This is a genomic window from Geomonas sp. Red32 (assembly GCF_023652955.1).
In the GTDB taxonomy this organism is placed as follows: domain Bacteria; phylum Desulfobacterota; class Desulfuromonadia; order Geobacterales; family Geobacteraceae; genus Geomonas.
Genome location: NZ_JAKLOY010000002.1, coordinates 347,357 through 371,780 on the forward strand (window position 1 = coordinate 347,357; position 24,424 = coordinate 371,780).

The following is a 24,424-nucleotide window of genomic DNA, read 5'->3' on the forward strand; positions in this document are numbered from 1 at the left end:
ATCCAGGGAAGGAATCAAAGTGTGAAGGTAACCGTCGCGCCCTTGCCCGGTTCGGCCTCGGCCTTGACCTCGCCGCCGTGCTTGTTGACGATCCTCTTCACGATGGCGAGCCCCATACCCACACCGGGAAACTCCTGCTGGCTGTGCAGCCTCTGGAAGGGGGCGAAAAGCTTTTCGGCGTAGGCGGGATCGAACCCGACCCCGTTGTCGCGCACCGCGTAGGCCGGGCGTCCGTCCCATTCGGTGACGAATAATTCCACTCTCGGCTGTTCCACCGGCGCCGTGAAGGCCCAGGCGTTCGCCAGGAGTTTCTCGAGCACCGTCTTGATCATCTTGTAGTCCGCCTTGACCTCCACCTTTTCGGGCGCCACCAGCTCGACCTTCCTCTCGGGATACTGCTTGGCAAGCTCCCCTCCCACCTCCAGCGCCAGCGCCGTGAGATCCACATTATCCCTCAACACCTTTGCACGGCCGACCCGGGAGAGCTCCAAAAGCCCGTCGATCATGTCGAACATCCGGCGGCAGGACTTCTGGATGCGGTCCAGGTATTCGTTCCCGGTACTGTTCAGCTTTTCGGCGAACTCGTCGGAAAGCGCCTGGCTGAAGCCGTCGATGTGCCGAAGCGGCGCCCGGAGGTCGTGGGAGACTGAATAGCTGAAGATCTCCAGGTCCTTCTGGGAGGCCTCCAACTGGCCGGTCCGCTCCATGACCCGCTTCTCCAGCTCCTCGTTGAGACGCTTCAGGCTGTCATTGGCATCGGAGAGATCCCTCACCCGCTCCTCGAGCTTGCCCGCGACGATCTGGCAGTAATTCCTGAGGAATTCCTCTTCCTTCAGCGCCTCGTCCCCCCCACCGCTCTCCGCCCCCGGCGGAATGGTCAGCGCCCTCCCCACCTCTTCCCACAGTTCATCGGGCCCCTTGGGCTTTTCCAGAAAGGCACGGGCACCCATGGCCAGGGCGAGGTCGGCCTCCTTGGAGCCGGTGTAGACCGATGAATAGAAAACGAAGGGGGTCGATCGGAGGTCGGGATGCTTCTTGAGCTCGTGGAGAAACTGAAAGCCATCCATGATGGGCATCAGGCAATCGGAGATGATGAGGTCGGGCTTTTCGGCAGCGGCGATTTCCAGCCCCTGGCGGCCGTTGGAGGCCTCGAAGACTTGGCAACCGTGCCATTCGAAGTTGAAGCGAATCACCTTGCGGTCACTGCGGGAGTCATCGACGACAAGCACCTTCATACTTCCACTCCCTCTCAGGTTACAACAACAGCGGATCAGCCAGAACCTCGCGCGAAATCTATCTTATGATACCACGGAAATATTTCTTGTCGTTCTCATGATTCCCTCTCAGTCACAGCCAGGTTTCCCATAAGGTGGCCAGGCATCGAAAACCCCTTTGAGGAGCTCGGGCCAGAATCAAATCCCCCCTGTCCCCCCTTTTGCAAAGAGGGGAACGCGAGGCCTGCTATTCCGGATCAGGGGGAGGATGGGGTGCTGCGCCGCACGAAGTACTTACCAAGCTCCAATACCGGTGCCACCGATACCGCGGTCAACACGATCATCCCCCAGTCCGCTAACGAAAGGGGGTAACTCCCGAACGCTTCCCGCAGTGCCGGGAGATAGATCACCACCAGCAGCAGGAGAAATTCCCACACCACCGCCGCGTTCAGCCACCGATTGGCGAACGGACGCCTGAGCACCGAATGACGGTCCGACCGGAAGTTGTATGCCTTGACCAGCTGAATCAGCACCAGGGAAACGAAGGTGACCATCATCGCCTCGGCGAGCGACCGGCCCGACCACCGGGCCCAGAGAAAGAGGAAGAGATTGGCCACGGTCGACCAGATGCCCCCCAGCAGGATCAGGAAGGTCACCGGCCTCGTGAAGATCCCCCCCGCCGCCTTGCGGGGCGGGCGGCGCATGAGGCCGGGATCGGCGGGATCGACCGCCAGCGCCAGGGCGGGAAGGCCGTCGGTGGCGAGGTTCACGTAGAGAAGCTGCACCGCGCTCAGGGGGAGCGGCAAACCGAGGAGCTGGGTGACCGCCACCAGAAGGATCTCGCCGGTGTTGGAGGAGAGGAGGTACATCAGGTACTTCTTGATGTTGTCGAAGATCCCCCTCCCCTCCTCGACCGCCGCCACGATGGAGGCGAAGTTGTCGTCGGTAAGGGTCATGGCCGCCGCCTCCCTGCTCACCTCGGTCCCCCCGATCCCCATGGCGATACCGATATCGGCCTTCTTCAAGGCAGGCGCGTCGTTGACCCCGTCGCCGGTCATCGCCACCACTTCCCCCTTCTTCTGGAGGGCGGTTACCACCCGCAGTTTGTCGGCCGGCGAGACGCGGGCGAAGACGTCGATCCCTTCCACCTCCCGCTCCAGCTGGGCGTCGTCCATGGCGGCGAGCTCCTTGCCGGTCACCACCCTCCCCTCGGCCAGGATTCCCAGCTCGCGCGCCACCGCCGCCGCGGTCACCGGATGATCGCCGGTGATCATCACGGGCCGTATCGCGGCCCTGCGGCAAGTGGCCACCGCCCCGACGGCTTCGGGGCGCGGGGGATCGTTGATCCCGGCCAGGCCGAGAAAGAGCATCCCACGCTCGGCCTCGATCCGGTTAGTGGCCGACTTGGAGGCGACCGCCAGCACCCGGAGACCGACCGAGGCCATCGCGTTGGCGGTGTCCAGCACGCGGACGCGCTCCTCCGCATCGAGCGGACGCTCGCCGGCACCGGAAAGAATCCGGTTGCACCCCGCCAGGATGACCTCGGCGGCGCCCTTGGCGCAGGCGAAGAGCCCGACCCCGCCCTCGTGGAGGGTGGTCATCCGCTTGCTCTCCGACGAGAAGGGGATCTCGTCCACCCGCGGCCAGGCGGTCGCCAGCGCCGGCTTATCCACGCCACCCTTGGCAGCGGCAGCTACCAGGGCGGCTTCGGTGGGATCCCCCCAGGCCACCCAGCTCTTCTGCACCGGGTCGAAACGGCATTCGGCATCGCTCGCGAGGACCGCGGCTTCGAGCAACCGGGCGAGCGCCGGGAAGAGCTCCACCTTCCTTCCGCCGACCCCGAAACCTCCCTCCGGGGCATAACCGATCCCCGACACATCTACCGTGGTGCCCCCCACCCAGATCCGGCGGACGGTCATTTCGTCCCGGGTGAGGGTCCCGGTCTTGTCGGAACAGATGACGGTCGTGGCGCCGAGAGTCTCCACCGCGGCGAGCCGCCGCATCAGGGCGTGCCGCCGGACCATCCGCTGGACGCCGAGGGCGAGCGAAATGGTGACCACCGCGGGAAGCGCCTCGGGAACCACGGCAACCGCGAGGGCGATCCCGAAGATCACCATCTTCATCAGCGGCTCCCCGCGCAAGATCCCCAGCAGCGCGATGACCACGACACCGGCCACCGCCGCCCGGGCAAGGAGGGCCCCCACCCGGTCCAGGTTCTCCTGCAAAGGGGTCCGCCCCGCCTCGATCCCGGCCAGCATCCCCGCAATGGCCCCGAACTCGGTAGCCATGCCGGTGGCGACCACCAATCCCCTCCCCCGTCCGTAACTGATGATGGTACCGGCGTAGGCCATGTTCACCCGCTCGGCCAGGGATGCCCCTTCCTCGAGCGGGAAGACGAACTTGTCGACCGATGCCGATTCCCCGGTAAGCACCGACTCCTCCGCCCGCAGGTTGAACGACTCCACCAACCGGAGGTCGGCCGGTACACGATCGCCCGCCCTCAGTACCACCAGGTCCCCCGGCACCAGTTCGGCGACCGGGAGTTCCCGCTCGGTGCCGCATCGGACAACGAGCGCGGAGGGAGCGGCCAGCTTTCGCAGCGCCTCGATGGCCCGTCCGGCCCGGTACTCCTGCACAAAACCGAGCAGGGCCGCGAAGAAGACAATGACGCCGATGGTGATGGCCTCGACCGTGTGGCCGAGAAAGAGGGAGAGGAGGCAGGCGATCAGGAGGATGGCGATGAGGACGTTCTTGAACTGCGCCGCCAGCAGGCCAAGCGGGGAGACGGGGCGCGGGGGGGCGAGGATGTTCGGCCCGTGCAGGGAAAGGCGCGAGCGGGCCTCGTCATCGGTGAGACCGGCGGCGGACGACCCGGCCGTGGAATAAACGGCATCCAGCGGCAGGGCGTGCCAGGGTGAAGATGGATCGGGGCGCAAGGAAGCCATAGCTAACTCCTCTTTTGCCACGTTTCCCACGGGGAAGAAGGATGGAGGTACCCGGTTTAGTTACTGTGCGAGCCGCTTCAATACCTGCTGCAGCTTGCGAAGCTCTTCTCCGTAGCCGGCCCAGTCCCCCTGGCGCTGGAGATTGGTGGCCCGCTCGTAGATAGCCATCGCCTCACGGGCCAGCTGCTGGGCCGACTGCGGCGGGCCTGCGGCGGCCGGAGCGGCCTGGGCGGAGGAAGCCGGTGGCGCCTCGCCGGCGATCTTGCCGCCGAAGATCTTCTGCAGGGCAAGCTCCAGGGTCTGCTCCATGACCACGTCGTCCCCGTAGGCGACGATCACCCGCCGCAACTCGGGAAGCCCCCCCTTCTCGGCCACCAGGTAAAGGGGCTGCACGTAGAGGAGCGACTTCTCGATCGGGATCACCAGCATGCTCCCGCGGATCACCTCGGAGCCGCGCTGGTTCCAGAGGGTGAGCTGCTGGGAGATCAAGGCGTCCTGGTTGATGCGGGCATCGATCTGCTTCGGGCCGTAGATCAGGCGGTCGCGCGGGAAGGTGTAGGCCATGATCTTGCCGTAGTTGTCGCCGTCGCAGCGGGCGGTGAGCCAGGCCGCCAGGTTGTCGCGTTTGGAGGGGGTGAAGGGAAGGAGGAGGATGTACTCTTCGCTCTTCTCTCCCGGAAGCTTCATGACCGTGTAGTACGGCTCCAGCTGCTTATCGCCCATTACCGGGATCTCCCAGAGGTTCTCCTTGTTGTAGAAGACTTTGGGATCGGTCATGTGGTAGGAGGCGAAGACGGAGGCCTGCAAGAGGAGGAACTGGTGCGGATAGCGGACGTGGCGCCGCAGGTCCTCGGGCATGGCGGAGGCGGGTTTGAAGAGGCCGGGATAGATGCGGGAATAGACCTTGGCCATGACGTCAGAGGGATCGTACAGGTAGAAGGTCACCTTGCCGTCGTAGGCATCGATGCTGACCTTTACCGAGTTCCTCATGTAGTTGATCCCCCCCTTCAAGGGGTTGGAGTACGGGAGCCGGTCCGAATAGGTGTAGGCGTCGATCATCCAGGTGAGCCCGCCGGAGCCGTTCACGACCAGGTAGGGATCGTTGTCGAAGCGCAGAAAGGGCGCCAGGGTGCGGACCCGCTCGAGGATGTTGCGGTAATAGAGGATCCGGCTCTGCGGCGTGATGTCGGAGGAGAGGAGCAGCTTGTCGGACTTGAAGCGGGCGGCGAAGAGCGCCTTGCGGGCCAGGGAATGGATGGAGACGCCCCCTTTCCCGCTGTAGGTGGTGTTGATGTTCCCGGTGGCGGTCGGGTAGCTGAATTCGGGGACCTTGGTGCGGACCACCACGTAGTCGTTGGAGAGTTCGCCGTAGTAGATCTCCGGGCGGGTCACCTTGATGTCGGCCAGGCTGACCGGCGGGATGTCTTTCAGGAAGAACTCGGGGAGCCCTTCCTTGCTGATCCTGCTGACCGGCCCCATGGTGAGGCCGTTGCCGTGGGTGAAGATCAGCCGCTCGTTGATCCAGTTGCGGCTTGGGAGGTCGTTGTAGGAAAGCTCGCGCGGCGAGAGCATCACCTGGGTATAGCGGCCGTTGACCAGGTAGCGGTCGTTATCGACATCGAAGAAGCGGTAGTAGGTACGGATCTGCTGCAGCTGGCTGTAGGTCTTCAAAAGGGGCTCGGTGTCCCAGAGCCGGATGTTCTTGATGGTCGCCTGGTTGGCGGTGATGTCGGCGGCGGAGAGCTTAAGATCGACGTCGAAGGGGATGGTCTGTATCTTCTCCAAGTCGTACCCCATGCGGGTGAACTTGATGCTGTTCTTGATGTAGGGGGTCTCCAGGTCGAGCTCGTTGGGGGCGACCTTGAACTTCTGCAAAAGGCTCGGATAGAGGGCCACTCCCAGCAGGTAGGCACCGAAGATCACCACCGGGGGAGCCACGGTGAGGCGCCAGTTATTCTTCCAGAGGCCGGCCGCGAAGACGGCACCGGCAATGGGAGCAAGAACGGTCAAGGCACGGAAGGTGACCAGGCGGGCGTTGACGTCGGTATAGCCCGCCCCGTGGAAGCTCCCGGTCCCGCCCAGGAGGAGCTCGAAGCCGTCCAGGAAGAAGCCGAAGCCGAGGTTCAGGCCGTACAGGAAGGCGAGCACGGCGAGGTGCTTACGAAGCTTCGGGTCGAGGACCGCCCCCTGCGGGGTGATCGAGATCCCGCCCCGGAGGTAGTACATGGCGGCGACCAGCAGCGCGGCAAGCGGGAAGAGGCCGCCCAGCATGCCGTGGATCGCCTCCAGAAGCGGGAGGGAGAAAAGGTAGAAGCCGACATCCTGCCCGAGCACCGGGTCCGGCGTCCCCACCGTGATGCCGTTAAGGAAAAGGAGCGCCTCGCGCCATTGGGCAGCACCCCAGTTCCCCGCCATCAGGGCCAGCAGGAAGCAGATCAGGATGCTGACCGGCTTGATCAGGTGGGCGGCCTGGTCGGCCCGCAGCTGGTAGACGTTCCCCCCCTGGCGGTGGATACGGGTTACGTTGGCGGTGGCGTGAAAGGCAAAGTGGAGATTGGTCAGCAGGAAGAAGAGAAAGAACAGCCCGCAGGAGAGCCCGGAGGCGGCCTGGGCGGCGATGTTGGTCTTGAGGATGGAGAGAAAGCCGGTCTCGGTGAAGAAGAGCCAGTCGGTGTAGAAGTTAACCAGCAACGAGAAGGAGGGAACCAGTACGAACAGAATCAGCAGCAGTAGGATGAAGGGCTTGTTCTTGAGCATCTGGGTCCCCATTGGATGTTTTTAGCAGAGTTCTTCTAATAGTATCACGGCTTAATGCCAATGCACTATGAGAGAATGCCCTAATCGAGGAATGGATTCACATTCACAGCGGCAGACGGGTACTGAGGAAATTCATGGCGAAATAGACGAAGCTGTAGGCGCCGCAGGTACCGGCCACGTGACAGGCGAGCGTCACGGCGGGATTGCGTACTTTCCAGGCGACCGGTATGAGCAGAAAGGACATCAGGGCGTAGAGAAGAAGGGTCACCAGCGAGGCGGCCACCGCCGGGCCTGCCCAGCGGTACACGACATCGGCGGCGGTAAGAAAGAGAGTGGCGGCGGCTGCCCAGCACAGCATCCGCCTCATCCCGCCCCTGATTCCGAACCAGAAGGCGAACAGCCAGCCTGCAGTCTTGACGAGCATCAGCAGATAGATCATGGGGCGCCTCCTGTGTCAGTCCGGCCGATTCCTGTGTCGCCGATCCTGGAGTATGACCACCCTCCCCTGCAATAGCTTCAATAGTACCACCAAGGTCTCCCTACGGCAGATACCGCACCCGGTCCTTGAGCGTGCGGTAGGCCAGCAGGTACAGGGCGGCGTTCCAGGACTGGCGCGCCATCCCCATCGGCTCGCCGGTTTCCCCGTGCAGCCATTCGTTGAACTCCCACCCGTTGATCCGGCAGGCGGCCGCCATCGCCTCCAGCTCCTCCCACGCCTCCCGCGTCTGGCCGAGCCTGGCCAGCAGGAGTATCCAGAAGCCCCCCACGAAGGGCCAGATGCCGCCGTTATGGTACTGCCAGGGGAGGTTCTGGCGATGGCGCCCCATGTAGGCCCGCCAGGCGGGGTTTCCCCAGGCGATCGGGAAACCGACCACCCGGACGGGATACGGCCGGTTCGCCTTCATCCTGACGAGCCTCCCCACCGCCTGGCAGGCCCCGGAGGGGGACCCGACACCGGCCAGGTAGGCGAGGATGTTGCCGAAGACGTCGACCTCCTCCCCCCAGGTGGAGAGGTTCACATGGCTGAGAAAAAACGGGGACGGTTTGGAGCGGTTGCGGATGTAGTGCATGAGGAGCCGGGCCCGCCGCTGTTCGGGGACTACGTTCCCGTAGGGCCAGAAGAAGAGATTGGCGAAGTCGCGGGTCTGGGGTGCCGTGGGGATGGCGTAGAGGCGCTTGGTCCAGTACCAGAGGGCGTTCGTGTAGAGGACGAAGCCCGAGCGCGGCATGATGTCCGCCCAGTCGCTCGCCTCGTTTTGCTGCAGGAGAAACCAGCTCTGATGCTCCTGGCAGAAAAGCCAGTTGAGCGCGGCGGCGATCCCGGAGGAGAGCTCGCCGGCCAGGCGCTGGCGGGGATCGAGGCGGTCCAGCAGGGAGATGGCGATCAGCCACCAGAGGGTCGCGTCGATACACCCCGCATACCAGAAATCCGCCTCGCCGGAAACCGGCCTGACGAACTTGGGGATCTGCCCGTTTCCGGCCTGGGCCGCCGCCAGCGTCAGGATACCCGCCCGCCCGGTCGCCATCAGGCCGGCATCCCCGCTGACCGCCATCCCTACGGCGCAGATGGCCACATCCCGCGCGAAGATGCTGTCATAGCTTCGTGCCGACGCCTTCTTGCTGCGGGCCGACGCCAGCACCCCTTCCGGGGTGGAATTCTCCCGCAGCAGGGCGAGCGCCTCGTCGTAACAGGCAGCGAGCAGGCCGTAATCCGGTTCCCGCATGAGGGCTCCTTGACCGGGTCTGGTTGAACCTGGCCCTGTGAGAATGGCCATACCAGAGAGATCTCGTCCAGATACTATCAAGCCAACTTTACCACACAGTAGACGAGTGCCGGACCGGCAGGAGAAAGGAATGAAAGTATCGAAGGGGAGCCGTTGAAAGTACGGGAGGGTAACAGAAACAAAGAAGGTCCCGGTCGCTATGACCCGGGACCTTCCGGTGGGGTGGGTCCGGCTGCACTCAGGGTTCGAGTGTCAGCCGTTCACGGCACAGCGCTTGAGGTTGTCAATGCAGAGCTTGCACAACTCCTCGATGTCCCTGCGCTGTTCTGGGGTAAGTCCGTCCACCTCCGGGAGATGGAAGGTCAGGTTGTCGCAAAAGCGACACAGCATACCAAGATCCAAAGTCGAACTCTGGCTCGCCATGGCATTGCTCCCTTCATACCACTGTATAAGAAAACGCTAATGCCGGAACTTACCACAGCCCTGAGAGAGAATCAATAGGTTTTTTTAAGGTTAATAGAGCGGGGGGCGGAATCTTTGCCAGTGGGGTGAAACGCTGAGAAAGTGGCTCTTCCCTGGAGGTCAGCCTCTGACAGGGCGGCGTTTCCTGGAGTGCGCCCTCCCCTCGGACTTGGCCACTCTCGAGACCCGCCCCTTACGGACGCTGCACTTTTTGGCGGAAGACTTCACCACCTTGGAGGCATGGTGCTGGACGGCTTCGCGCCGGGGCTGCACGTGCTCGGGAGCGGTATGGTGGATGTTGGTGGCGACCAGGATGCCTTCCTTCTCGTAGACCTCGATGCGTCCCGGGGGGGGAGCCGGCTCGGAGTCAACCGCGGCGGCCTCGGCAAGCAGGGCGTCGTCGTTGATCGCGAACGGGACAGTGCCGCCGTTGTAGGTAGCGGATGCCACGGTGGAGACCTCGCGGCGGAGCTGGTTGAAGCTGTGGGTATCGCGGTAGTTGACCCGCCGGGTCAGCAGGATGACGAAGAGATCCTGCTTGGGGTCGATCCAGATCGAGGAGCCGCTGTAGCCGGTATGGCCGAAGGATGCATCTGAGAAGAGGCTCCCCTTGGGGGCCGCGAAGGGAGAGTTCATGTCCCAGCCGAGCCCGCGCCAAACCTGGCCGTTACTGCACGAGTGGGGGGAGGTCATCTCGGCGACCACCTGCTCGGAGAGCACCCGCTGGTTGCCGAGGGTCCCCTTCCCCAGCATGAGCCTCGCATAGCGGGAAAGGTCGTAGGCGGAGGTGAAGAGCCCCGCGTGACCGGCAACGCCGCCAAGCCGGCGGGCATTGGGATCCTGCACCACGCCGGGGGAGTATCCCGAGGTGGGGGCGATGGAAGCCTCCATGGCGCGGGAGGGAAGGAACATGGTCTCGCGATCGCCAAGAGGGCCAAAGATCTCGTTCTGGCAGAAGGCGTCCAGGGAGCTGCCGGAGACGCGGCGGACCAGTTCGCCGAGCAGGATGAAGTTGATGTCCGCGTAGTGGAAGCGGCCGGTGGACGAGCGCCTCTCGGCGGCGGCCTTGCGGATGGCCGACTGCATCGGCTGATCGGAGGGAACCGAGACGTCGTCGAGCCCCGAGGTGTGGGTTAAGAGATGCTGTACGGTGATCTCGCTGCGGCCGGGCTGGGCGAATTCGGGGAACCAGCGGGAGATCGGGTCGGTGAGGGCGATCTTTCCCTCGTCGAGGAGCTTCATGACCGCCGGAGCGGTGGCCACCACCTTGGTCAGGGAGGCGATATCGAAGATAGTATGCTCGTCAAGCGGCGGAGAGCCGGCGGCGGAGGTGAGGTGCCCGCGTGCCGAGGTGGCGATGATCCCCTGACTGTTGCCGATGACGACCACGCCGCCGGCGATCAGGTTCTGGGCCATGGCGCGGTCAAGCAGCGCCTCCATGGTGGAAATGCGTTGCGAGGTCGACTCGAGGGGAACGGGGGTGACGGAGGCACGGGAAACCGAGGTGACCAGCAGGCTGCCAGCTATTGCGAGGGTAATGATAACGCGCACGAAACACCTACTTGATAAAGGGAACAGGGGATAGCTCTCGATCAACCCGAAGGGGAGGTAGGTGCCGGGCTCTGCATAAAGATACGCGAGCTATCGCGGTTTCCATGTGACTCAGGTCACACAATCAATCATTGGAGCGGCAGCACCTGCTCCGTTAACTCAATCTCATAATCGGCGGATTCTCTGACAGGAAGGTTTCGATCTCCGCGTTTCGACGGCTACGACCCCACCGGCCACGTCAGCAGACCTCTTTAATGGCACAGTAAATCGTGGGCCATTATATCTTCTTGGAGATAATAAGAACAGTGTTTTTTTCGATAGATACGGAAACCTAAAACAAGTGTCTCAACCCTATCGAAAGGTTGGGTCCTCTGAACTCTGCGGAGACGGCGGGAAGATGGATACGCGGAATAGCGTAATGATGGCAGGAGAAGCCAAGACAGGCCGTCCCGGTGACTGTCAGGGAGAAACCGCCGGCCCATTGACAGGCCACCTTGGTGCCGGAGAGGGAGAGTTTGTCCAAGCGGAAGATGGCCGCCGATCGGGTAAGAAAAAGCCCCGGAGTTTCCCCCGGGGCTTTGGTACGGCAAGGACTACGACCGGCTTACTTCATGCTCGGCAGGTCGTGGACGTCGAGGTGGCAGCCAAGGCATTTCGGGAACTTCTGGAGGATGCCGGCCGGGTGCGGCTGCTTGTGGCACTCGGTGCACTGCGGGATGTAGCCGTGCTTGTCGTGGTGGCACTGTGCGCAGTTCACGTTCTTATGACGGGACGGAGTCTTGCTCCACTTGCCGTAGATGACCTTGTGGCAGGAACCGCAGGTGGCAGCCGGCTCGGTAGCGGTGTAGGTGACCTTCTTCGGCTTGTGAACCGAGTGGCACTTGGTGCAGGTGGTGTAAGCCTGACCTTCGTAGTGCGGCTTGTGGCACTTGGCGCAGGAAGGCTTGAAGCCGTGGGAAGTATGGCAGCGCTCGCAGCCCAGCAGGGAGTGCTTGCTCGGGAAGGCGACGAGGTCGGCCTTGGGACCCGGGTGGCAGGTGGCGCAGGAGCTGGTCAGACGCGGGGTCATGGCGACTTTGCGCGGAGCGTGCGGATTGGCGTGGCAGGAGGAGCAGTCTTTGTTCGCCGGGCCGTGAATGTCGATGTGGCACTGCGAGCACTTCGGCATGATCTCCGCGTAGTTGGCCTTGTTCGGGTTATAAGCGTGGATCACCTTGTGGCACTGCTGGCAGTCGAAGCGGTGCTTGCCACCGTTCTCCTTGAGGGAACCGAACTGACCGGTGTGGCACTGGGCGCACTGATTCGGGGCCAGCGGAGCCGGGGTCGCGGCGTACATCTGAGCATCCACCGGGATATCCACGGTAGCGAGCTTGGCAGCGAACGCGCTGGAAGCTACCAGCAGTATCGCCACCAGCAGCAGAGTAAGGCGATTAATCTTCTTCATCTCTCCTCCCAATAACATTTTTTCTTAAAAACACGATTGACCTTAATACTACCTTCGCAAATGGTCTGTCAAGAGAGATATGTATACTGTATGCGGATTTTCCGGCCGATGCGGCAATGAATTCTACAGGTTTTGGCAAGGCACAGATAGAGGGGGCGAAGCCGGCTGTGTCGTGAACGTGATAGTTTTTTACTTAAAGAAAAGAAGACAAAAACTGTCCGATAGGAAAAGCGGGGATCTAGTGACTCGGGCTACAGCCTGATGAGGTCCTCGTGAGGAACGTCGGAGGGGTTTATGTGAATCATGACATCGCCCACGTTGGGAAAGGTCTCGAAGATGAGCCGCTTCACCTCGGTGGCGATTTCGTGGGAGCGTTTGACGGTCATCTCCGGGTCCATGTCGAGTTTAAGGTCGACAATCACGAACTGCCCGGAGTGGCGCGCCCTGATCTCGTGGACGCGGTCGACCCCGGCCACGGCACGGGCGATGTCGGCGATGGCGGTCACCATCTCCTGCTCCGGAAGGCCGTCCATCAGTTCGTGGGCCGAGGTGCGGAAGGTGTCGTAGCCGATCTTGAAGATGACCAGCGAGGTGAGACCGGCGGCGATGGGGTCCATCACCTTCACCCCTAGGTAGGCGCCGCCGACCCCGATCAGGGTGGCGATGGAGGTGATGGCGTCTTTGCGGTGGTCCTTGGCGATGGCGAGGAGAGCCGGGCTCTTCAGCTGGTCCCCCACCTGCACCGAGTACCGGTAGAGCGCTTCCTTGACTACGATGGTGACCGCCGCCGCCAGGACCGCAATGAGGGCCGGGGTAGCGTAGTCGTTTTCCACCACGGTAGTGACGGCGGAATAGAGGATCCAGGCGCCGGTGCCCCCGATGACCAGCGAGATCATGATGGCGGAGAGGCTTTCGACCTTGCCGTGGCCGTAGGGGTGGTCGGCGTCGTACGGCTTTCTCCCGACCTTGAGGGCGAAGAAGGTCATGGCGATGGCGACGAAATCGCAGGCGCTCTCGATGCCGTCGGCGAAGACCGCTTCGGAGCGGCCGTAATGACCGGCGGCGAGCTTCATTCCCATCAGGAGGAAGTTGATCCAGAATCCGACCCGCATGACCCGGTCGGCCTTGTTAAACCGCTCCCCCCTCAGCACTAGCTCTCCTCCGGACGAAGGTCCTTTACCGTCAGCTGCAGCGAGCGCTTGCCGTTCCAGTCGTTGAAACCGGCGGTGAAGACCAGGTCGATCCGCTCCCCGATGCCGGGCTCCTTCTCGGCCAGGCCGAAGCCGATGGCGTCGAAGCTTTTCCCCTGGCCGGCGATCCGCAACTTGAGGTGTCCCCCCTTCAGCACGCGGCACTCGCGCACCTCCGCCCCCTTGAGGAGGAAAGAGGGCTCCGGGTTCCCCATCCCGAACGGCTTCATCCGCTCGAGCTCGGCGGGAAGCCCCTCGTCCACCTGGGCGGGGGAGAGTTCGGCATCGTAGGGAAGGACCGGGACCAGAGCCTCGGCATCGAGGGCACCCGCGGCCGCCTCGTCGAAGCTCAGGGCGAAGCGCTCGAGCTCTTCCTCGGCGATGGAGACCCCGGCCGCGTGGCTGTGTCCTCCGTATTTGAGGAGATGATCGGCGCAGCTGCGGATGGCGTCCAGAAGGTGAAAGCTCGGGATGCTGCGGCCGGAGCCCCTTCCGGTGCCGTCCTCGAGGGCGAAGAGGATCACCGGGCGGTGGAAGAGCTCGGCGATACGGGAGGCGACGATCCCCACCACCCCGGGATGCCAGAGCTTGGAGCCGAGCACGATGCTCTTTCTCCCCCGGCAGGCCCCCTCCTTCAGCATTACCCGCGCCTCTTCCAGGGTCGCCCGCTCGATCGCCTGCCGCTCGGCGTTACTGTCGTCGAGCTGGGTGGCGATGGCCTTGGCCTTGACCGGATCGGAGGTGAGCAGCAGCTCGAGGCCGACCGCCGCGTCCTCCAGGCGCCCGGCCGCGTTGATGCGGGGGGCCAGCCGGAAGCCGACTGCGCCGCACCCCACCTCCCCCACCACGCCGGAGACATCCTTGAGCGCCCGCACCCCTACCCGGTTCCCCAGGCTCAGCTGCTTCAGGCCATAGCTCACCAGGGCGCGGTTGATCCCGAGCAAGGGGACCACGTCCGCCACCGTGCCGAGGGCGACCAGGTCGAGGTACCCGCGGATATCGGGCTCCTTCCCCTTGAGGAGCTCCTGCTCCCTCAGCCGCGACCTGAGCGCGATGACGAGGTGGAAGGCGACCCCCACCCCGGCGAGCGACTTGAAGGGATACCGGCACCCGGGCTGGAGCGGGTTGATCACGGCATAGGCGCCGGGAAGCGTATCGCCCGGCGAGTGGTGGTCGGTGATGATGAGATCGATCCCCTTCTCGCGGCAAAGTGACGCCTCGGCATGGGAGGTGATGCCGCAGTCGACGGTGATGAGGACGCTCGCCCCCCCCTCTTCCGCCGCCGTTACCCCCTGCGAGGAGAGGCCGTACCCTTCGGTCAGCCGTTTGGGTATGTAGGAAAAGGCGTCGATCCCCACCTCGCGGAAGAAACCGATCAAAAGCGCCACCGAGGTGACGCCGTCGACGTCGTAGTCCCCGTGTACGCAGACCCGGTCGCCACGGGTGAGGGCGAGGGCGAGCCTCTCCACCGCGGTCTCCATCCCGGCAAGGAGCATCGGATCGTGAAGGGTCGAGAGGGTGGGATTAAGATAGGCTTGGGCAGCGCCGGTATCGGCGATGCCGCGGTTGGCGAGGAGCCGGGCCATGAGGGGGGAGACCCCGGAAGCGGCAACCCGCTCCGAAGCCCCCGGTTCCGCCTGCCTCGACCGCCAGATTCTGTGAGTGACGGGCTGCATTCAATCTCCGGAAAGGTTTCAAGACTCTTGCAATATTACCACTCTCTCAGGGAATTGATTAAAAGTGTCAGAGAGAATCGGCAGGGGGCACTATAGCATGAAAGAAACAATGGGGACAGACACAAACCGGCCGCCAGTGACCGTGCTCCGTCGTTGACAGAATCGCGGAAAGCTGGCGGCCGGCCGGACCTGCCTAGAGGACTCTCAGGAAGGCAACCAGGTCGGATTTCTCCTGGGGATTGAGCCTCAAGAACAGCACCAGGTTGAAGAACTCGACGGTGTCCTCCAACGTGAAGCAGCGGCCGTCGTGCAGGTACGGCGGACTCTCCTTGATGCCCCGCAGGGTGAAGGTCTTGATCGCCCCGTCCCCGGGCTCGCGGGTGAAGCGCTCGAGCTGCAGGTCGTGCATCTGCTGATCCATGTAGAAGGGAGGCTGGTGGCAGGTGGAGCATCTCCCTTTGCCGAAGAAGATCTGCTGCCCCGAGACCTCCGCCCGAGTCGCCTTCCCGGGGATCAGGTAGCCGGCGGAATCGAGCTTGGGAGCCGGCGGCACATCCAGCATGTTCTGCATCTGCGCCATGTGGGAGACCTGCACCCGGTTCAGGATGTTCATCCCCTTCTTGGCGGCGTGGATCTCGTCCCCGTTGAAGTAGGCGGTCCGCTGCTCAAACTCGGTGAAGTCCTCCACCGAACGGAGGCTCCGCTTGGAGGAATGGATCTGCTGGTTGAAGACCCCTCGGAGGCTCACGGTGTCGAGCCTGAAGCGCCGCTCCTGGGGACGGATGTCGGGGCTTAGGTGGAACTGGCCGGTGGTGTGGCCGTTCACGTGGCAGTCGAAGCAGGCCACGCCGAGGCTCGGCTGGGCGGATTTGCGGTCGTCGGTCGGGTTGAACTCTTCCTGGGGGAAGGGAGTGAGAAGCATCCTGAGGCCGTCGAGCTGGACGGGGGTGAGGATGTCCTTGAACAGCCGGTAGTAGTTGTTGATGGAGACCACCTCGCCGCGCGAAACGTCACCCAGCTCCGGGCGGCTCTGGAGGAAGATGGCCGGGGGGAATTCCGGAAGGAAGGCATCGGGAAGGTCGAAGTCCACGTCGAAGCGCTGCAGACGGGGGAACATGTCGATCTGCATCTTCGGGAAGAGCTGCCCGCCGGTGGCCTGCTTCGGATGCGGCAGCGGAGGATACGGGAACATTCCCTCGCGCCTGATCTCCTCGGGAGCGAGCCCTGCCAGCTTGTCCCAACTCATGCCGCGGGCCAGGCGGGCGGTGGGACCGACCGCGACCGGCTTGCCGCGGGTCATCCGGACGTCGGGGGAGAGATGCGGAGTGAGGTCGTACCTGCTCTCGAGCAGCCGCTTCTGAGTATCGTTCACCTTGGGGCGCTCGGAAACGTCCTTGCGGTAGACCTCCTCGAAAGTGGTCATCGGCCTGTCGGTGTTGAGCGGATCGCGGTAGCAGTCGAAGCCGGAGTTCTTGCCCTCCTTGGGCTGGTGGTTGAAGGCCGGGGATTCCGGCTGGGCGCTGGTGGCTTTGAAGACATCGGAGAGGTCGTGCGGGCTCTTTTTCTGCTCCGGCCGGGCGGCCGGCAGCTCGCGGGGAGTCTGCGCCTCCATGACGGCGTCCGGCGGCATCTGCTGAGTCTGCTGAGTCTTAAGCTCGGACCATCCTCGAGACGCAGCCAACGCCACGACGGCGAAGGCGGCCATGGCAACTGCTTTTCCTGACGGTTTGGGCATCATTGCACGCTATTTTATTGGTGTTTTTTAATACAAAGGGAAAGTGTGCCATCCGGGGGGCTCAAGTCAAGAAAACCCGGCGCCGGCCCAGGGCGTCCTCGACCAAACCGGTCCGTTATCGACTGTAATCGCGTTCTGTCGGAAGCCTCCCCCCCCCCCGTATCCTCCCGGTCATCCGGCCGCAGGCAGCCGATAAAACGGTATCTGCACACACACCGTTTAAATACGTTTCCGCTATTTTTCCATGTATTACAGCGGGGTTACCGCAGGACCAAAAAAGTTGTTGCATTTTTTTGAGATGTCGTTATATTTTCTATAACGAATTCAATTCGAATTTGCAGCGAACGAAAAGGCCCCGAACGTGAGAAAACTTTTCCTCACAACTACCATTTGCCTGCTGGCAAGCCTCCTCATCACCCTCGGGATGAGGAACCCGGCCCTTGAGCATAACAAGGGACCGAAACAGCGGCCGCGCGCGGTTGTCGAAACCAGCGTGAAGGTAGCGGATGCCAAGGCCTTCGACTGCCAGGCATTTGCGGAGCTCCCGCCCCCCCCGGTAGTCTCGCTGGCTACCCCCCCGGTCTATGACCATCCCGAAACCGTTATCCCCCCCCTCCATTCCGTCCAGCTCATCGCGACCCGTCACTCTCGAGCACCACCAGCCTAAGCCCACCCTGCGTCACCCTTCACCATTGCAGTCGTGTACCGCCTGACCTATTCCGTGGCTCCGCCGTCCGTCACCCGGTGATCGAATCATCGCGTCCCGCGGCATCGAGCAAAGCTCCCGGGCTCTCCTCCGTGCCTTAGGGGTCTGGCAGTACCTAGTTTCATCAATCAGTCGCGTAAACGGGAAAGAACCCTCCAGTTCCCCGTGGCACTACGTGTACCGCGTCCCCCCACGCCCGCTTTCTGCCGGCTCCGGGGCGCCCGCTCGAGGTCTATATGCGAGACAAGGAATGCACCTACACGGTGTTGAACGTCAAAAAAGCGCTGGAAGTACTGGAAAAACTGGCGGAAAGCAGGGAGCAGCTCTCCCTCGATACCCTGGCAGATGGTATCGGTTTCAGCCGCAACAAGACCTACCGCCTTTTGGCCACCCTCAACGAGAAGGGGCTCGTGGAGCGCGACAGCGTGACCGGCGAGTACGGGCTGGGAGCCAGGACCATCACCCTGGGGCAGAAGCTCATCGAAAGCGAAAACATGACCAGACATACCAAGAAGATGCTGCATGAGCCCGCCGACGGATCGAGTCTCGTCACCTACGCCCATCCCATCATGGAGGACCTCGCGCGCAAGCATGACGAAGCGGTCTACATGACGGTCATCAGGGATAACGAGGTGCTCTTCCTGAACATGGTGGATTGCTGCCAGCCGATCAAGGCGTACCCGCTGACCGGCAGGAAGTTTCCCTTTTTCACCAACGCGGCGGGGAAGGTCCTCAAGGCCGTCGACTCCTGGGACCTCCTGGAGCGGATCTGCCGCCGTGACGACGGCCTGGTCCGGGAGCCGGACCTTGAGCGCTTGGCGAGCGAACTGCAGCAGATTCGCGCCACCGGAGTCGCCGTAGACTGCGGCGGGCTCGGCGACGGCATCATCAGCGTCGCGGTTGCGGTGCGCGATTACGCCGGGAAGGTGGTGGGTGCCATCACCATGCTCGGCCCATCCTTCCGGATGCTGGCGGACCGGATCGAGAACGAGATCATCCCTTCCCTCCAGGAGGGGGCGGGGCTCATCTCCGCGAGATTCGGCTACCTCCCGGCTTAAGGAGACCGAGACGGCAAGGACACCATCACCTCTCGCCGAGCGAGACTTCCCTTCAACCCAAGCTGGGCAACCGATTTCAAACGGAGGAACGAACCATGGCAGAAAAAAAGTATGACTGGTCAGCGATCGCCAGGAATCCGAAGTTCGTAGAACTTCACCACAAGAAGTCCGCTTTCCTCTTCGGATGGTGGATCTTCAGCTGCGTCTACTACTTCCTGCTCCCCCTGGGCGCCGCCTACACCCCCGGCATCTTCAAGATCAAGCTCATCGGCCCCATCAACTTCGGCTACATCTTCGCCCTCTCCCAGTTTTTCGTCTCCTGGGGGATCGCGCTGTACTACTCCCACGTAGCCAACAAGGACTTCGACCGCCTGACCAAAGAACTCATCGACGAACTGCACATCTAACGAGAGGAGAACACCATGACCTTCAAAAAGATCTTCATCGCCGCCTCACTGGCCCTCTCACTGGCCGGTGCCGCCTTTGCCGATGAGCCTGCCAAGGCTCCCGCGGCCTCCCCCGCCGCCATGAGCGCCCCCGCAGCCCAGGGCGCCGCTCCGGCCGCCACCCAAGCCGCCCCCGCCGCCGAGAAATCCGCGGTAGCGGCCCCCGCTCCGGCCCCGGCCAAGAAGGAGCTCAAGGCCAACCGCACCATCACCATCGGGATGTTCGTCCTCATCATCGGCATCACCATGGGGATCGTCGTGTGGGCGGCCAAGAAGACCAAGACCGCATCCGACTTCTACGCCGCAGGCGGCGGGATCACCGGTGCCCAGAACGGCTGGGCGATCGCCGGCGACTACATGTCGGCAGCCTCCTTCCTCGGTATTTCCGGCCTCATCTCGCTCTACGGCTACGACGGGTTCATGTACTCGGTCGGCTGGCTGGTGGCCTACATCACCGTGCTCCTGATCGTGGCCGAGCCGTGCCGTAACGCAGGCAAGTACACCCTGGGCGACATCCTCTCCTTCCGCACCTCGCCCAAGCCGGTCCGCGCCATCGCCGCCATCTCCACCGTTTCGGTCGCCACCTTCTACCTCACCGCCCAGATGGTCGGCGCAGGCAAGCTGATGGCCCTTCTGGTCGGCATCCCCTACAAGGCTTCCATCATCGGCGTCGGCATCCTCATGGTCGGCTACGTCGTCTTCGGCGGCATGGTCGCCACCACCTGGGTCCAGATCATCAAGGCCGGCCTCCTGATGGCGGGCGCCTTCCTCCTCTCCGTGCTGGTCATGGCCAAGGCAGGCTTCAACCCGATCGGCTTCTTCAGCTCCATCGTCTCCAACCCCGAGATCCAGGATCACGTCTCCAAGATGGTCCTCAAAGACGGCATCATCCTCAACGGCGTGGACGCCGGCCAGCGCTTCCTGGAGCCGGGCCTGTTCCTCAAGAACCCGCTTGACCAGATCTCGCTCGGCATGGCTCTCGTGCTCGGCACCGCCGGCATGCCACACATCCTCATGCGCTTCTTCACCGTCCCGACCGCCCAGGCCGCCCGCAAGTCGGTCATCATCGCCATGTTCCTGATCGGCGGCTTCTACATCCTCACCACCCTCCTGGGCTTCGGCGCCGCCATCAGCCTCTCCCCGCAGGGGATCAAGTCCATCGACGCCGGCGGCAACATGGCCACCCTGATGCTGGCCGAGAAACTTGGTGCCGACATCGCCCCGGTCATCGGCGACCTCTTCCTCGCCTTCCTCTGCGCGGTCGCCTTCGCCACCATCCTCGCCGTGGTCTCCGGCCTGGTGCTCGCCGCCTCCGCCGCCATCGCCCACGACATCTACGTGAACGTGATCAAGGACGGCCATGCCGACCAGAACGAGCAGATGTTCGCCGCCCGTCTCACCTCCGTGGTGGTTGGCACCTGCGGCATCATCATCGGCATCATGGCGGAGAACCAGAACGTCGCCCACCTGGTGGCGCTCGCCTTCGCGGTGGCCGCTTCCGGAAACCTCCCGGTCGTCGTCCTCTCGCTCTTCTGGAGGAAGTTCAACACCGGCGGCGTCATCTCCGGCCTGGTGGTCGGCACCGTCTGCTCCATCGTCCTGGTGATGGTCTCCCCCAACATGACCTATCCGAAGGCGGTCGCCGCCGGCGCGAAGAAGGTCATCACCGCCATGGAGAAGAAGCAGGCCACCCTCCCGGCCGGTGCCACCCTCGACGAGAAGGACCTGAAGGCGCTCGCCAAGGCCAGAAAGGATTACGACACCAACAAGGACGGCACCTCCATCCTGGGCCTCGACAAGCCGATCTTCACCCTGAAGAACCCGGGCATCGTCTCGATCCCGCTGGGCTTCCTGGCCGCCATCATCGGCTGCCTTGCCTTCCCGAGCCGCCGCTCCGAAGAGATGTTCGACGAAGTCTATGTCCGCCAGAACACCGGCATCGGCATGGCCAAGGCGATCGACCACTAGTCCCGGCTCCGTCCCGGACACAAAAAAGGCTGGTGACCCATGGTCACCAGCCTTTTCTTTTCTTTCCCCCTCCCCTTCCCTGCTTACGGCCGCCCATAGGGAAACTCAGGCGGCCGCCTCCGGGGCGGCAGGGCGCGGAGCCTGCAGCTCGGCGACCGTGGAGGGCCTGAGTACCTCCGCCTTCAGCCAGGCGTAGAGAATGGGCGCCGCGATGACGCCGTGCAGCCCGAAGACCGCTTCCAGCGTGACCATGGCACAGAGAAGCTCCCACGCCTTGGCATTGACCTCGTGGCCGATGATCCTCGCGTTGAGGAAATACTCAAGCTTATGCACCACCACCAGGAACAGCAGCGATCCGATGCCGACGAAGAGCGAGGTCCCCAGACTCAGGATGACGATGACGCTATTGGAGATGAGGTTCCCGATTACCGGGATGAGTCCGGCCACGAAGGTGAGCAAGACCAAAAGAGACACCATCGGCAGGTACACGTGGAAAAGAGGAAGGATCAGCCAGAGATAGATCGCCGTCAGCACGGTATTGACGGCGGAAATCTTCAGCTGGGCGAAGACGACCTTTTCAAAGGATACCGTGAGCATCTTGGCCCTGCCGTACAGCTTTGACAGGAACGGATGGTCGTTGTCGGCGATCCTGACCCGGGCGATGGAAGTCATACCGCCGATCACCATGCCGATGAGGATGTGCGCGAAGGTGATGAGCCCTTCCGCCCCGGCGGAGGAGAGCTCCTTCCCGTTCTCCCTCAGGAAGGAAACCACGCTTTCCTGGAGCTCGTTGGCAGAGCCGGGGAGCGAGCTCGCCATGTCGAGGGGAAGCGACCGTTTGACCCTTTCCAGGGTCTCGGCGGAGGCCATCATGAGGGCGCTGAATCCCTGGAACCCCTTCATCATCGAGTAGAGGGCGAAGCCCCCCGCGACGAAGGCGCCCACGACCCCGACCGCCAGCCCGATGGCGGCCGCCTCCCGGGCCAGGCCGTTCTCCTTGATCGGCAGCCGTCCCGCCAGCTTGCAGGTCACCACGTGTACCGCGAGTCCGGCCAGAACGGTGGGCAAAAGATGGAACTTCAGGACCACCAACGTAGCCAGCACCGAAAGGACGTAGCTTGTCATCAAGCCGTTGAGCATTGGTCGACCTCCATAATAATCACCGGCAAACGGGCCTAGGCCGTCAGCCACAAACAACATCGAATAGTGTAACGATCCCTGCAAGGTACCGGGGGATCACCGTTGGAAAGCAGGAGGTTTCTCTTTACCCATTATTCACGGGGATGTCAACCCGGGTCAGCTGTCGTGCTCTTCGAGCGCGCGGATCCGCTCCTTAAGCTCCACCATGCGCAGCTCCCGCCCCACGAAGAGCCGGTTGGCGTGTTCCAGCTGCTCGTTCTTCATTTCCAGCTCGGCGGTCCGCTCCTTGACCCGGACCTCCAGCTCCGCGTTAAGAAAGCGCAGCCCCTCCTCCGCACGCTTGCGCTCGCTTATGTCGCGCGTCAGCGCCAGGTTGAACCGGTGGCCGTCGTATTCCAGGTAGTTGGCGCTGATCTCCACCGGGACAAGCCGGCCGTCCTTGGTCCGGTGGCGTCCGTCGAAGGTGAGCGAGCGTTGCTCCTTAAGCTGCGCCCAGTGCTCGGACCACCGCTCCCCGGGGAAATCCGGATCGACGTCGGCCACCCCCAGGGTCAGCAGTTCTTCGCGCCGGTACCCGAGCTCCCGGCAGGCCTCCCCGTTCACGTAAAGAAACCGCGCCTGCTCGTCGATCAGGAAGGCCGCCTCCCGCACGTTGTCGAGGGCAAATTCCAGAAGCGTTGTGGTCCGCTCGGCCTCCTGGCGGGCGCGGTGGTTGCGCAGGCCCCGGATGCCGAAGGCGAGGTCGGCGGCCAGCTCCTCGAGGAGCCTGATCTCGTCCGGGGGGAACGCGTTGGGATGGGAGGAGTAGATGGTAAGCGCCCCGAAGGTTGCCCCGGTTTCGTCCTTCAACGGCAGCGACGCGCTCGAGCGGTAGCCACGTTCCAAGGCCCTTTCCCTCCAGGGAGCCGCCACCGCATCGGTAGCGAAATCCTGGAAACAGGCGCTGGTGCCGTTGCGGATGCAGGTCCCTGAGGGTCCGCGCCCGAGGCCGGTATCGGCCCAGGTTATTCTCGCCTCCGCCAGGTAGCCGTCGTCGAGTCCACCCCGGGCGACCGGGGTGATGGTTTTGTCCCGATCGTGCCGGGCGTATCCCACCCAGGCCATCCGGTATCCCCCCTCCTCGCAGACGATACGGCAGATTTCTTCCAGCAGCGTCTGCTCGTCCTCCGCCCGCACCAGCACCTCGTTGCACCGGCTGATCGTACGCAGTTCCCGGTTAAGGCGCGAAAGGGCCACCTCGGCCAGGCGGTGCTCCGTCACCTCCGTTTCCAAGGCAACGGTCCGCTCCCGGACCTGCTCTTCCAGGGTCTCCTGGTGATGGAGCAGAGCCAGTTCCGCCTGTTTCAGGTCGCGGAAGATCACTTCGAACGGCTCCTGGACCCCGGTAACGATCAGGGCCCGGTAGGCAAGCGCGAAGGCGGCGAGCTTCAGAAAATGCCCGATCATGTTCGCGGAGCCGTACACGCTGATGTACGAGGTGAAGGCAACCTCCGACCCGATGGTACAGACGATGCCTGCCACCAGGAGGGCGAAGACCCTGGCGTTAAACGCGGACCGTGCCCTGATGAAGAGGACCAGTGCCAAGAAAAGCGAGGCGCTGATCAGGTATTCGGCGGCGATTTTGAACGGCGTCAGCCCCTTCCCCTCGATGAAACAGTCGGGGAAACCACCGGCGAAGATCAGTGCGGTGACGGCACCGGTTGCGGCGACGGTGACGGCGAGGAAAGCATGCTCGTTGAGGTTACGCCGGGCGTAAAGAGGAGCCACGCAGAGCAGCAGAGCCTGCAGCGAGCGCGCCGCGATCCAGAGTTGCGTGGGGAGGTTCGCTCCGTATGCCGGGAAGACCCCCATTCCCTTGTAAGTGAGGGCATGGATCAGGTCGACGATGGCAATGAGGCCGTAGCCGATGCCGATCGCCTTGATGCAGCCGGAGGTCAGAAACCGGCGGGAATTCCAGGTGAGGGTAAGGAGGGAAAAGGCAATGGCAATGGTGAAGATCTCGATGAGGCTGTGGAACAGGAGATAACTGTGCAAGCTGCTGGCATAGAGGATGGCGATAACGACAAAGATCGCCCCCGCATACACGATGTGGCCGGAGCGATCGTTCGTGAAGTCAACAAACCTACTACCTCCGCTGGCACGGTCTGCCGCCATCAGGAATCGTTACCTCTTTCTTTCCCGATCTGTCCAGTAACTCCACGAGTTCTGACTGCCGGCGGCCAATGCGAACTGTCTCACAGCGGAAGTTGCCAAAGCCACTAAGTCGACACGCAAAACGTATCCCAACTTTGGAACTTTGCAACCTTTCCATTGCCGTCATTTCCACCCTCCTCTCGCCGCGGCGTCCGGATGCTCCATTGCCGGGATGCGGGCTAGCCGACCGCGGGGAGGCACGGAATGCCCGCCCG

The 24,424-nt window shown here is 63.1% G+C and carries 17 protein-coding genes; 4 read left to right on the plus strand and 13 right to left on the minus strand.

Annotated elements, in window-relative coordinates:
* Positions 1 to 14: 14 nt before the first annotated feature.
* From L4X63_RS08465 to L4X63_RS08515, 11 genes are all read right to left on the minus strand, one after another.
* Positions 15 to 1,235, minus strand: a complete 1,221-nt coding sequence (locus L4X63_RS08465; protein WP_250678176.1) for a hybrid sensor histidine kinase/response regulator — start codon at positions 1,233 to 1,235, stop codon at positions 15 to 17.
* Positions 1,236 to 1,471: 236 nt separating this feature from the next.
* Entirely contained in the window at positions 1,472 to 4,159 is a 2,688-nt protein-coding gene (locus L4X63_RS08470) for a cation-translocating P-type ATPase (RefSeq protein ID WP_250678177.1), read from the minus strand.
* Between the two features lie 60 nt (positions 4,160 to 4,219).
* On the minus strand, positions 4,220 to 6,916 hold the full coding sequence (locus L4X63_RS08475; protein ID WP_250678323.1) for a UPF0182 family membrane protein: 2,697 nt from the start codon (positions 6,914 to 6,916) through the stop codon (positions 4,220 to 4,222).
* Between the two features lie 103 nt (positions 6,917 to 7,019).
* Entirely contained in the window at positions 7,020 to 7,355 is a 336-nt protein-coding gene (locus tag L4X63_RS08480; protein WP_250678178.1) for a hypothetical protein, read from the minus strand.
* A 100-nt stretch (positions 7,356 to 7,455) separates the two neighbouring features.
* On the minus strand, positions 7,456 to 8,640 hold the full coding sequence (locus tag L4X63_RS08485; RefSeq protein ID WP_250678179.1) for a glycoside hydrolase 100 family protein: 1,185 nt from the start codon (positions 8,638 to 8,640) through the stop codon (positions 7,456 to 7,458).
* A 252-nt stretch (positions 8,641 to 8,892) separates the two neighbouring features.
* Positions 8,893 to 9,030, minus strand: coding sequence for a hypothetical protein (locus tag L4X63_RS08490; protein WP_250678180.1), 138 nt, complete (start codon positions 9,028 to 9,030; stop codon positions 8,893 to 8,895).
* Positions 9,031 to 9,222: 192 nt separating this feature from the next.
* Complete coding sequence (locus tag L4X63_RS08495) at positions 9,223 to 10,653, minus strand: serine hydrolase domain-containing protein (RefSeq protein ID WP_250678181.1); 1,431 nt, start codon at positions 10,651 to 10,653, stop codon at positions 9,223 to 9,225.
* Between the two features lie 604 nt (positions 10,654 to 11,257).
* Entirely contained in the window at positions 11,258 to 12,097 is an 840-nt protein-coding gene (locus L4X63_RS08500) for a cytochrome C (protein ID WP_250678182.1), read from the minus strand.
* 251 nt (positions 12,098 to 12,348) lie between these two features.
* Positions 12,349 to 13,248, minus strand: a complete 900-nt coding sequence (locus L4X63_RS08505; RefSeq protein WP_250678183.1) for a cation diffusion facilitator family transporter — start codon at positions 13,246 to 13,248, stop codon at positions 12,349 to 12,351.
* Entirely contained in the window at positions 13,248 to 14,963 is a 1,716-nt protein-coding gene (gene recJ / locus L4X63_RS08510) for a single-stranded-DNA-specific exonuclease RecJ (protein ID WP_250678184.1), read from the minus strand. The genes L4X63_RS08505 and recJ overlap by 1 nt, the downstream gene beginning before the upstream one ends.
* Before the next feature lie 193 nt (positions 14,964 to 15,156).
* Positions 15,157 to 16,701: a cytochrome B6 gene (locus L4X63_RS08515; RefSeq protein ID WP_250678185.1), complete on the minus strand. Its 1,545-nt coding sequence runs from the start codon at positions 16,699 to 16,701 to the stop codon at positions 15,157 to 15,159.
* 358 nt (positions 16,702 to 17,059) lie between these two features.
* Here L4X63_RS08515 and L4X63_RS08520 point away from each other — a divergent pair, with 358 nt between their 5' ends.
* The 4 genes from L4X63_RS08520 (at position 17,060) to L4X63_RS08535 (ending at position 20,876) form a co-directional block, all read left to right on the plus strand.
* A complete protein-coding gene (locus tag L4X63_RS08520) occupies positions 17,060 to 17,365 on the plus strand; it encodes a hypothetical protein (protein ID WP_250678186.1) in 306 nt (101 codons plus the stop codon).
* 275 nt (positions 17,366 to 17,640) lie between these two features.
* Positions 17,641 to 18,462: an IclR family transcriptional regulator gene (locus tag L4X63_RS08525; RefSeq protein WP_250678187.1), complete on the plus strand. Its 822-nt coding sequence runs from the start codon at positions 17,641 to 17,643 to the stop codon at positions 18,460 to 18,462.
* Positions 18,463 to 18,557: 95 nt separating this feature from the next.
* Positions 18,558 to 18,869: a DUF485 domain-containing protein gene (locus L4X63_RS08530; RefSeq protein WP_250678188.1), complete on the plus strand. Its 312-nt coding sequence runs from the start codon at positions 18,558 to 18,560 to the stop codon at positions 18,867 to 18,869.
* A 15-nt stretch (positions 18,870 to 18,884) separates the two neighbouring features.
* The gene (locus L4X63_RS08535; RefSeq protein ID WP_250678189.1) at positions 18,885 to 20,876 is read left to right on the plus strand and encodes a solute symporter family protein; all 1,992 of its coding nucleotides are present in this window, start codon (positions 18,885 to 18,887) and stop codon (positions 20,874 to 20,876) included.
* Positions 20,877 to 20,981: 105 nt separating this feature from the next.
* Here L4X63_RS08535 and L4X63_RS08540 read toward each other — a convergent pair whose 3' ends face one another.
* Both L4X63_RS08540 and L4X63_RS08545 read right to left on the minus strand, forming a co-directional pair.
* Positions 20,982 to 22,016: an AI-2E family transporter gene (locus L4X63_RS08540; RefSeq protein ID WP_250678190.1), complete on the minus strand. Its 1,035-nt coding sequence runs from the start codon at positions 22,014 to 22,016 to the stop codon at positions 20,982 to 20,984.
* A gap of 156 nt (positions 22,017 to 22,172) precedes the next feature.
* Entirely contained in the window at positions 22,173 to 24,170 is a 1,998-nt protein-coding gene (locus tag L4X63_RS08545) for an MASE3 domain-containing protein (RefSeq protein WP_250678191.1), read from the minus strand.
* Between the last annotated feature and the right edge of the window lie 254 nt (positions 24,171 to 24,424).

Coding starts and splice junctions, on each gene's coding strand:
- L4X63_RS08465 (WP_250678176.1), bottom strand. CDS start 1,235: ATGAAGGTGCTTGTCGTCGATGACTCCCGCAGTGACCGCAAGGTGATT.
- L4X63_RS08470 (WP_250678177.1), bottom strand. CDS start 4,159: ATGGCTTCCTTGCGCCCCGATCCATCTTCACCCTGGCACGCCCTGCCG.
- L4X63_RS08475 (WP_250678323.1), bottom strand. CDS start 6,916: ATGCTCAAGAACAAGCCCTTCATCCTACTGCTGCTGATTCTGTTCGTA.
- L4X63_RS08480 (WP_250678178.1), bottom strand. CDS start 7,355: ATGATCTATCTGCTGATGCTCGTCAAGACTGCAGGCTGGCTGTTCGCC.
- L4X63_RS08485 (WP_250678179.1), bottom strand. CDS start 8,640: ATGCGGGAACCGGATTACGGCCTGCTCGCTGCCTGTTACGACGAGGCG.
- L4X63_RS08490 (WP_250678180.1), bottom strand. CDS start 9,030: ATGCTGTGTCGCTTTTGCGACAACCTGACCTTCCATCTCCCGGAGGTG.
- L4X63_RS08500 (WP_250678182.1), bottom strand. CDS start 12,097: ATGAAGAAGATTAATCGCCTTACTCTGCTGCTGGTGGCGATACTGCTG.
- recJ (WP_250678184.1), bottom strand. CDS start 14,963: ATGCAGCCCGTCACTCACAGAATCTGGCGGTCGAGGCAGGCGGAACCG.
- L4X63_RS08515 (WP_250678185.1), bottom strand. CDS start 16,701: ATGATGCCCAAACCGTCAGGAAAAGCAGTTGCCATGGCCGCCTTCGCC.
- L4X63_RS08525 (WP_250678187.1), top strand. CDS start 17,641: ATGCGAGACAAGGAATGCACCTACACGGTGTTGAACGTCAAAAAAGCG.
- L4X63_RS08530 (WP_250678188.1), top strand. CDS start 18,558: ATGGCAGAAAAAAAGTATGACTGGTCAGCGATCGCCAGGAATCCGAAG.
- L4X63_RS08535 (WP_250678189.1), top strand. CDS start 18,885: ATGACCTTCAAAAAGATCTTCATCGCCGCCTCACTGGCCCTCTCACTG.
- L4X63_RS08540 (WP_250678190.1), bottom strand. CDS start 22,016: ATGCTCAACGGCTTGATGACAAGCTACGTCCTTTCGGTGCTGGCTACG.
- L4X63_RS08545 (WP_250678191.1), bottom strand. CDS start 24,170: ATGGCGGCAGACCGTGCCAGCGGAGGTAGTAGGTTTGTTGACTTCACG.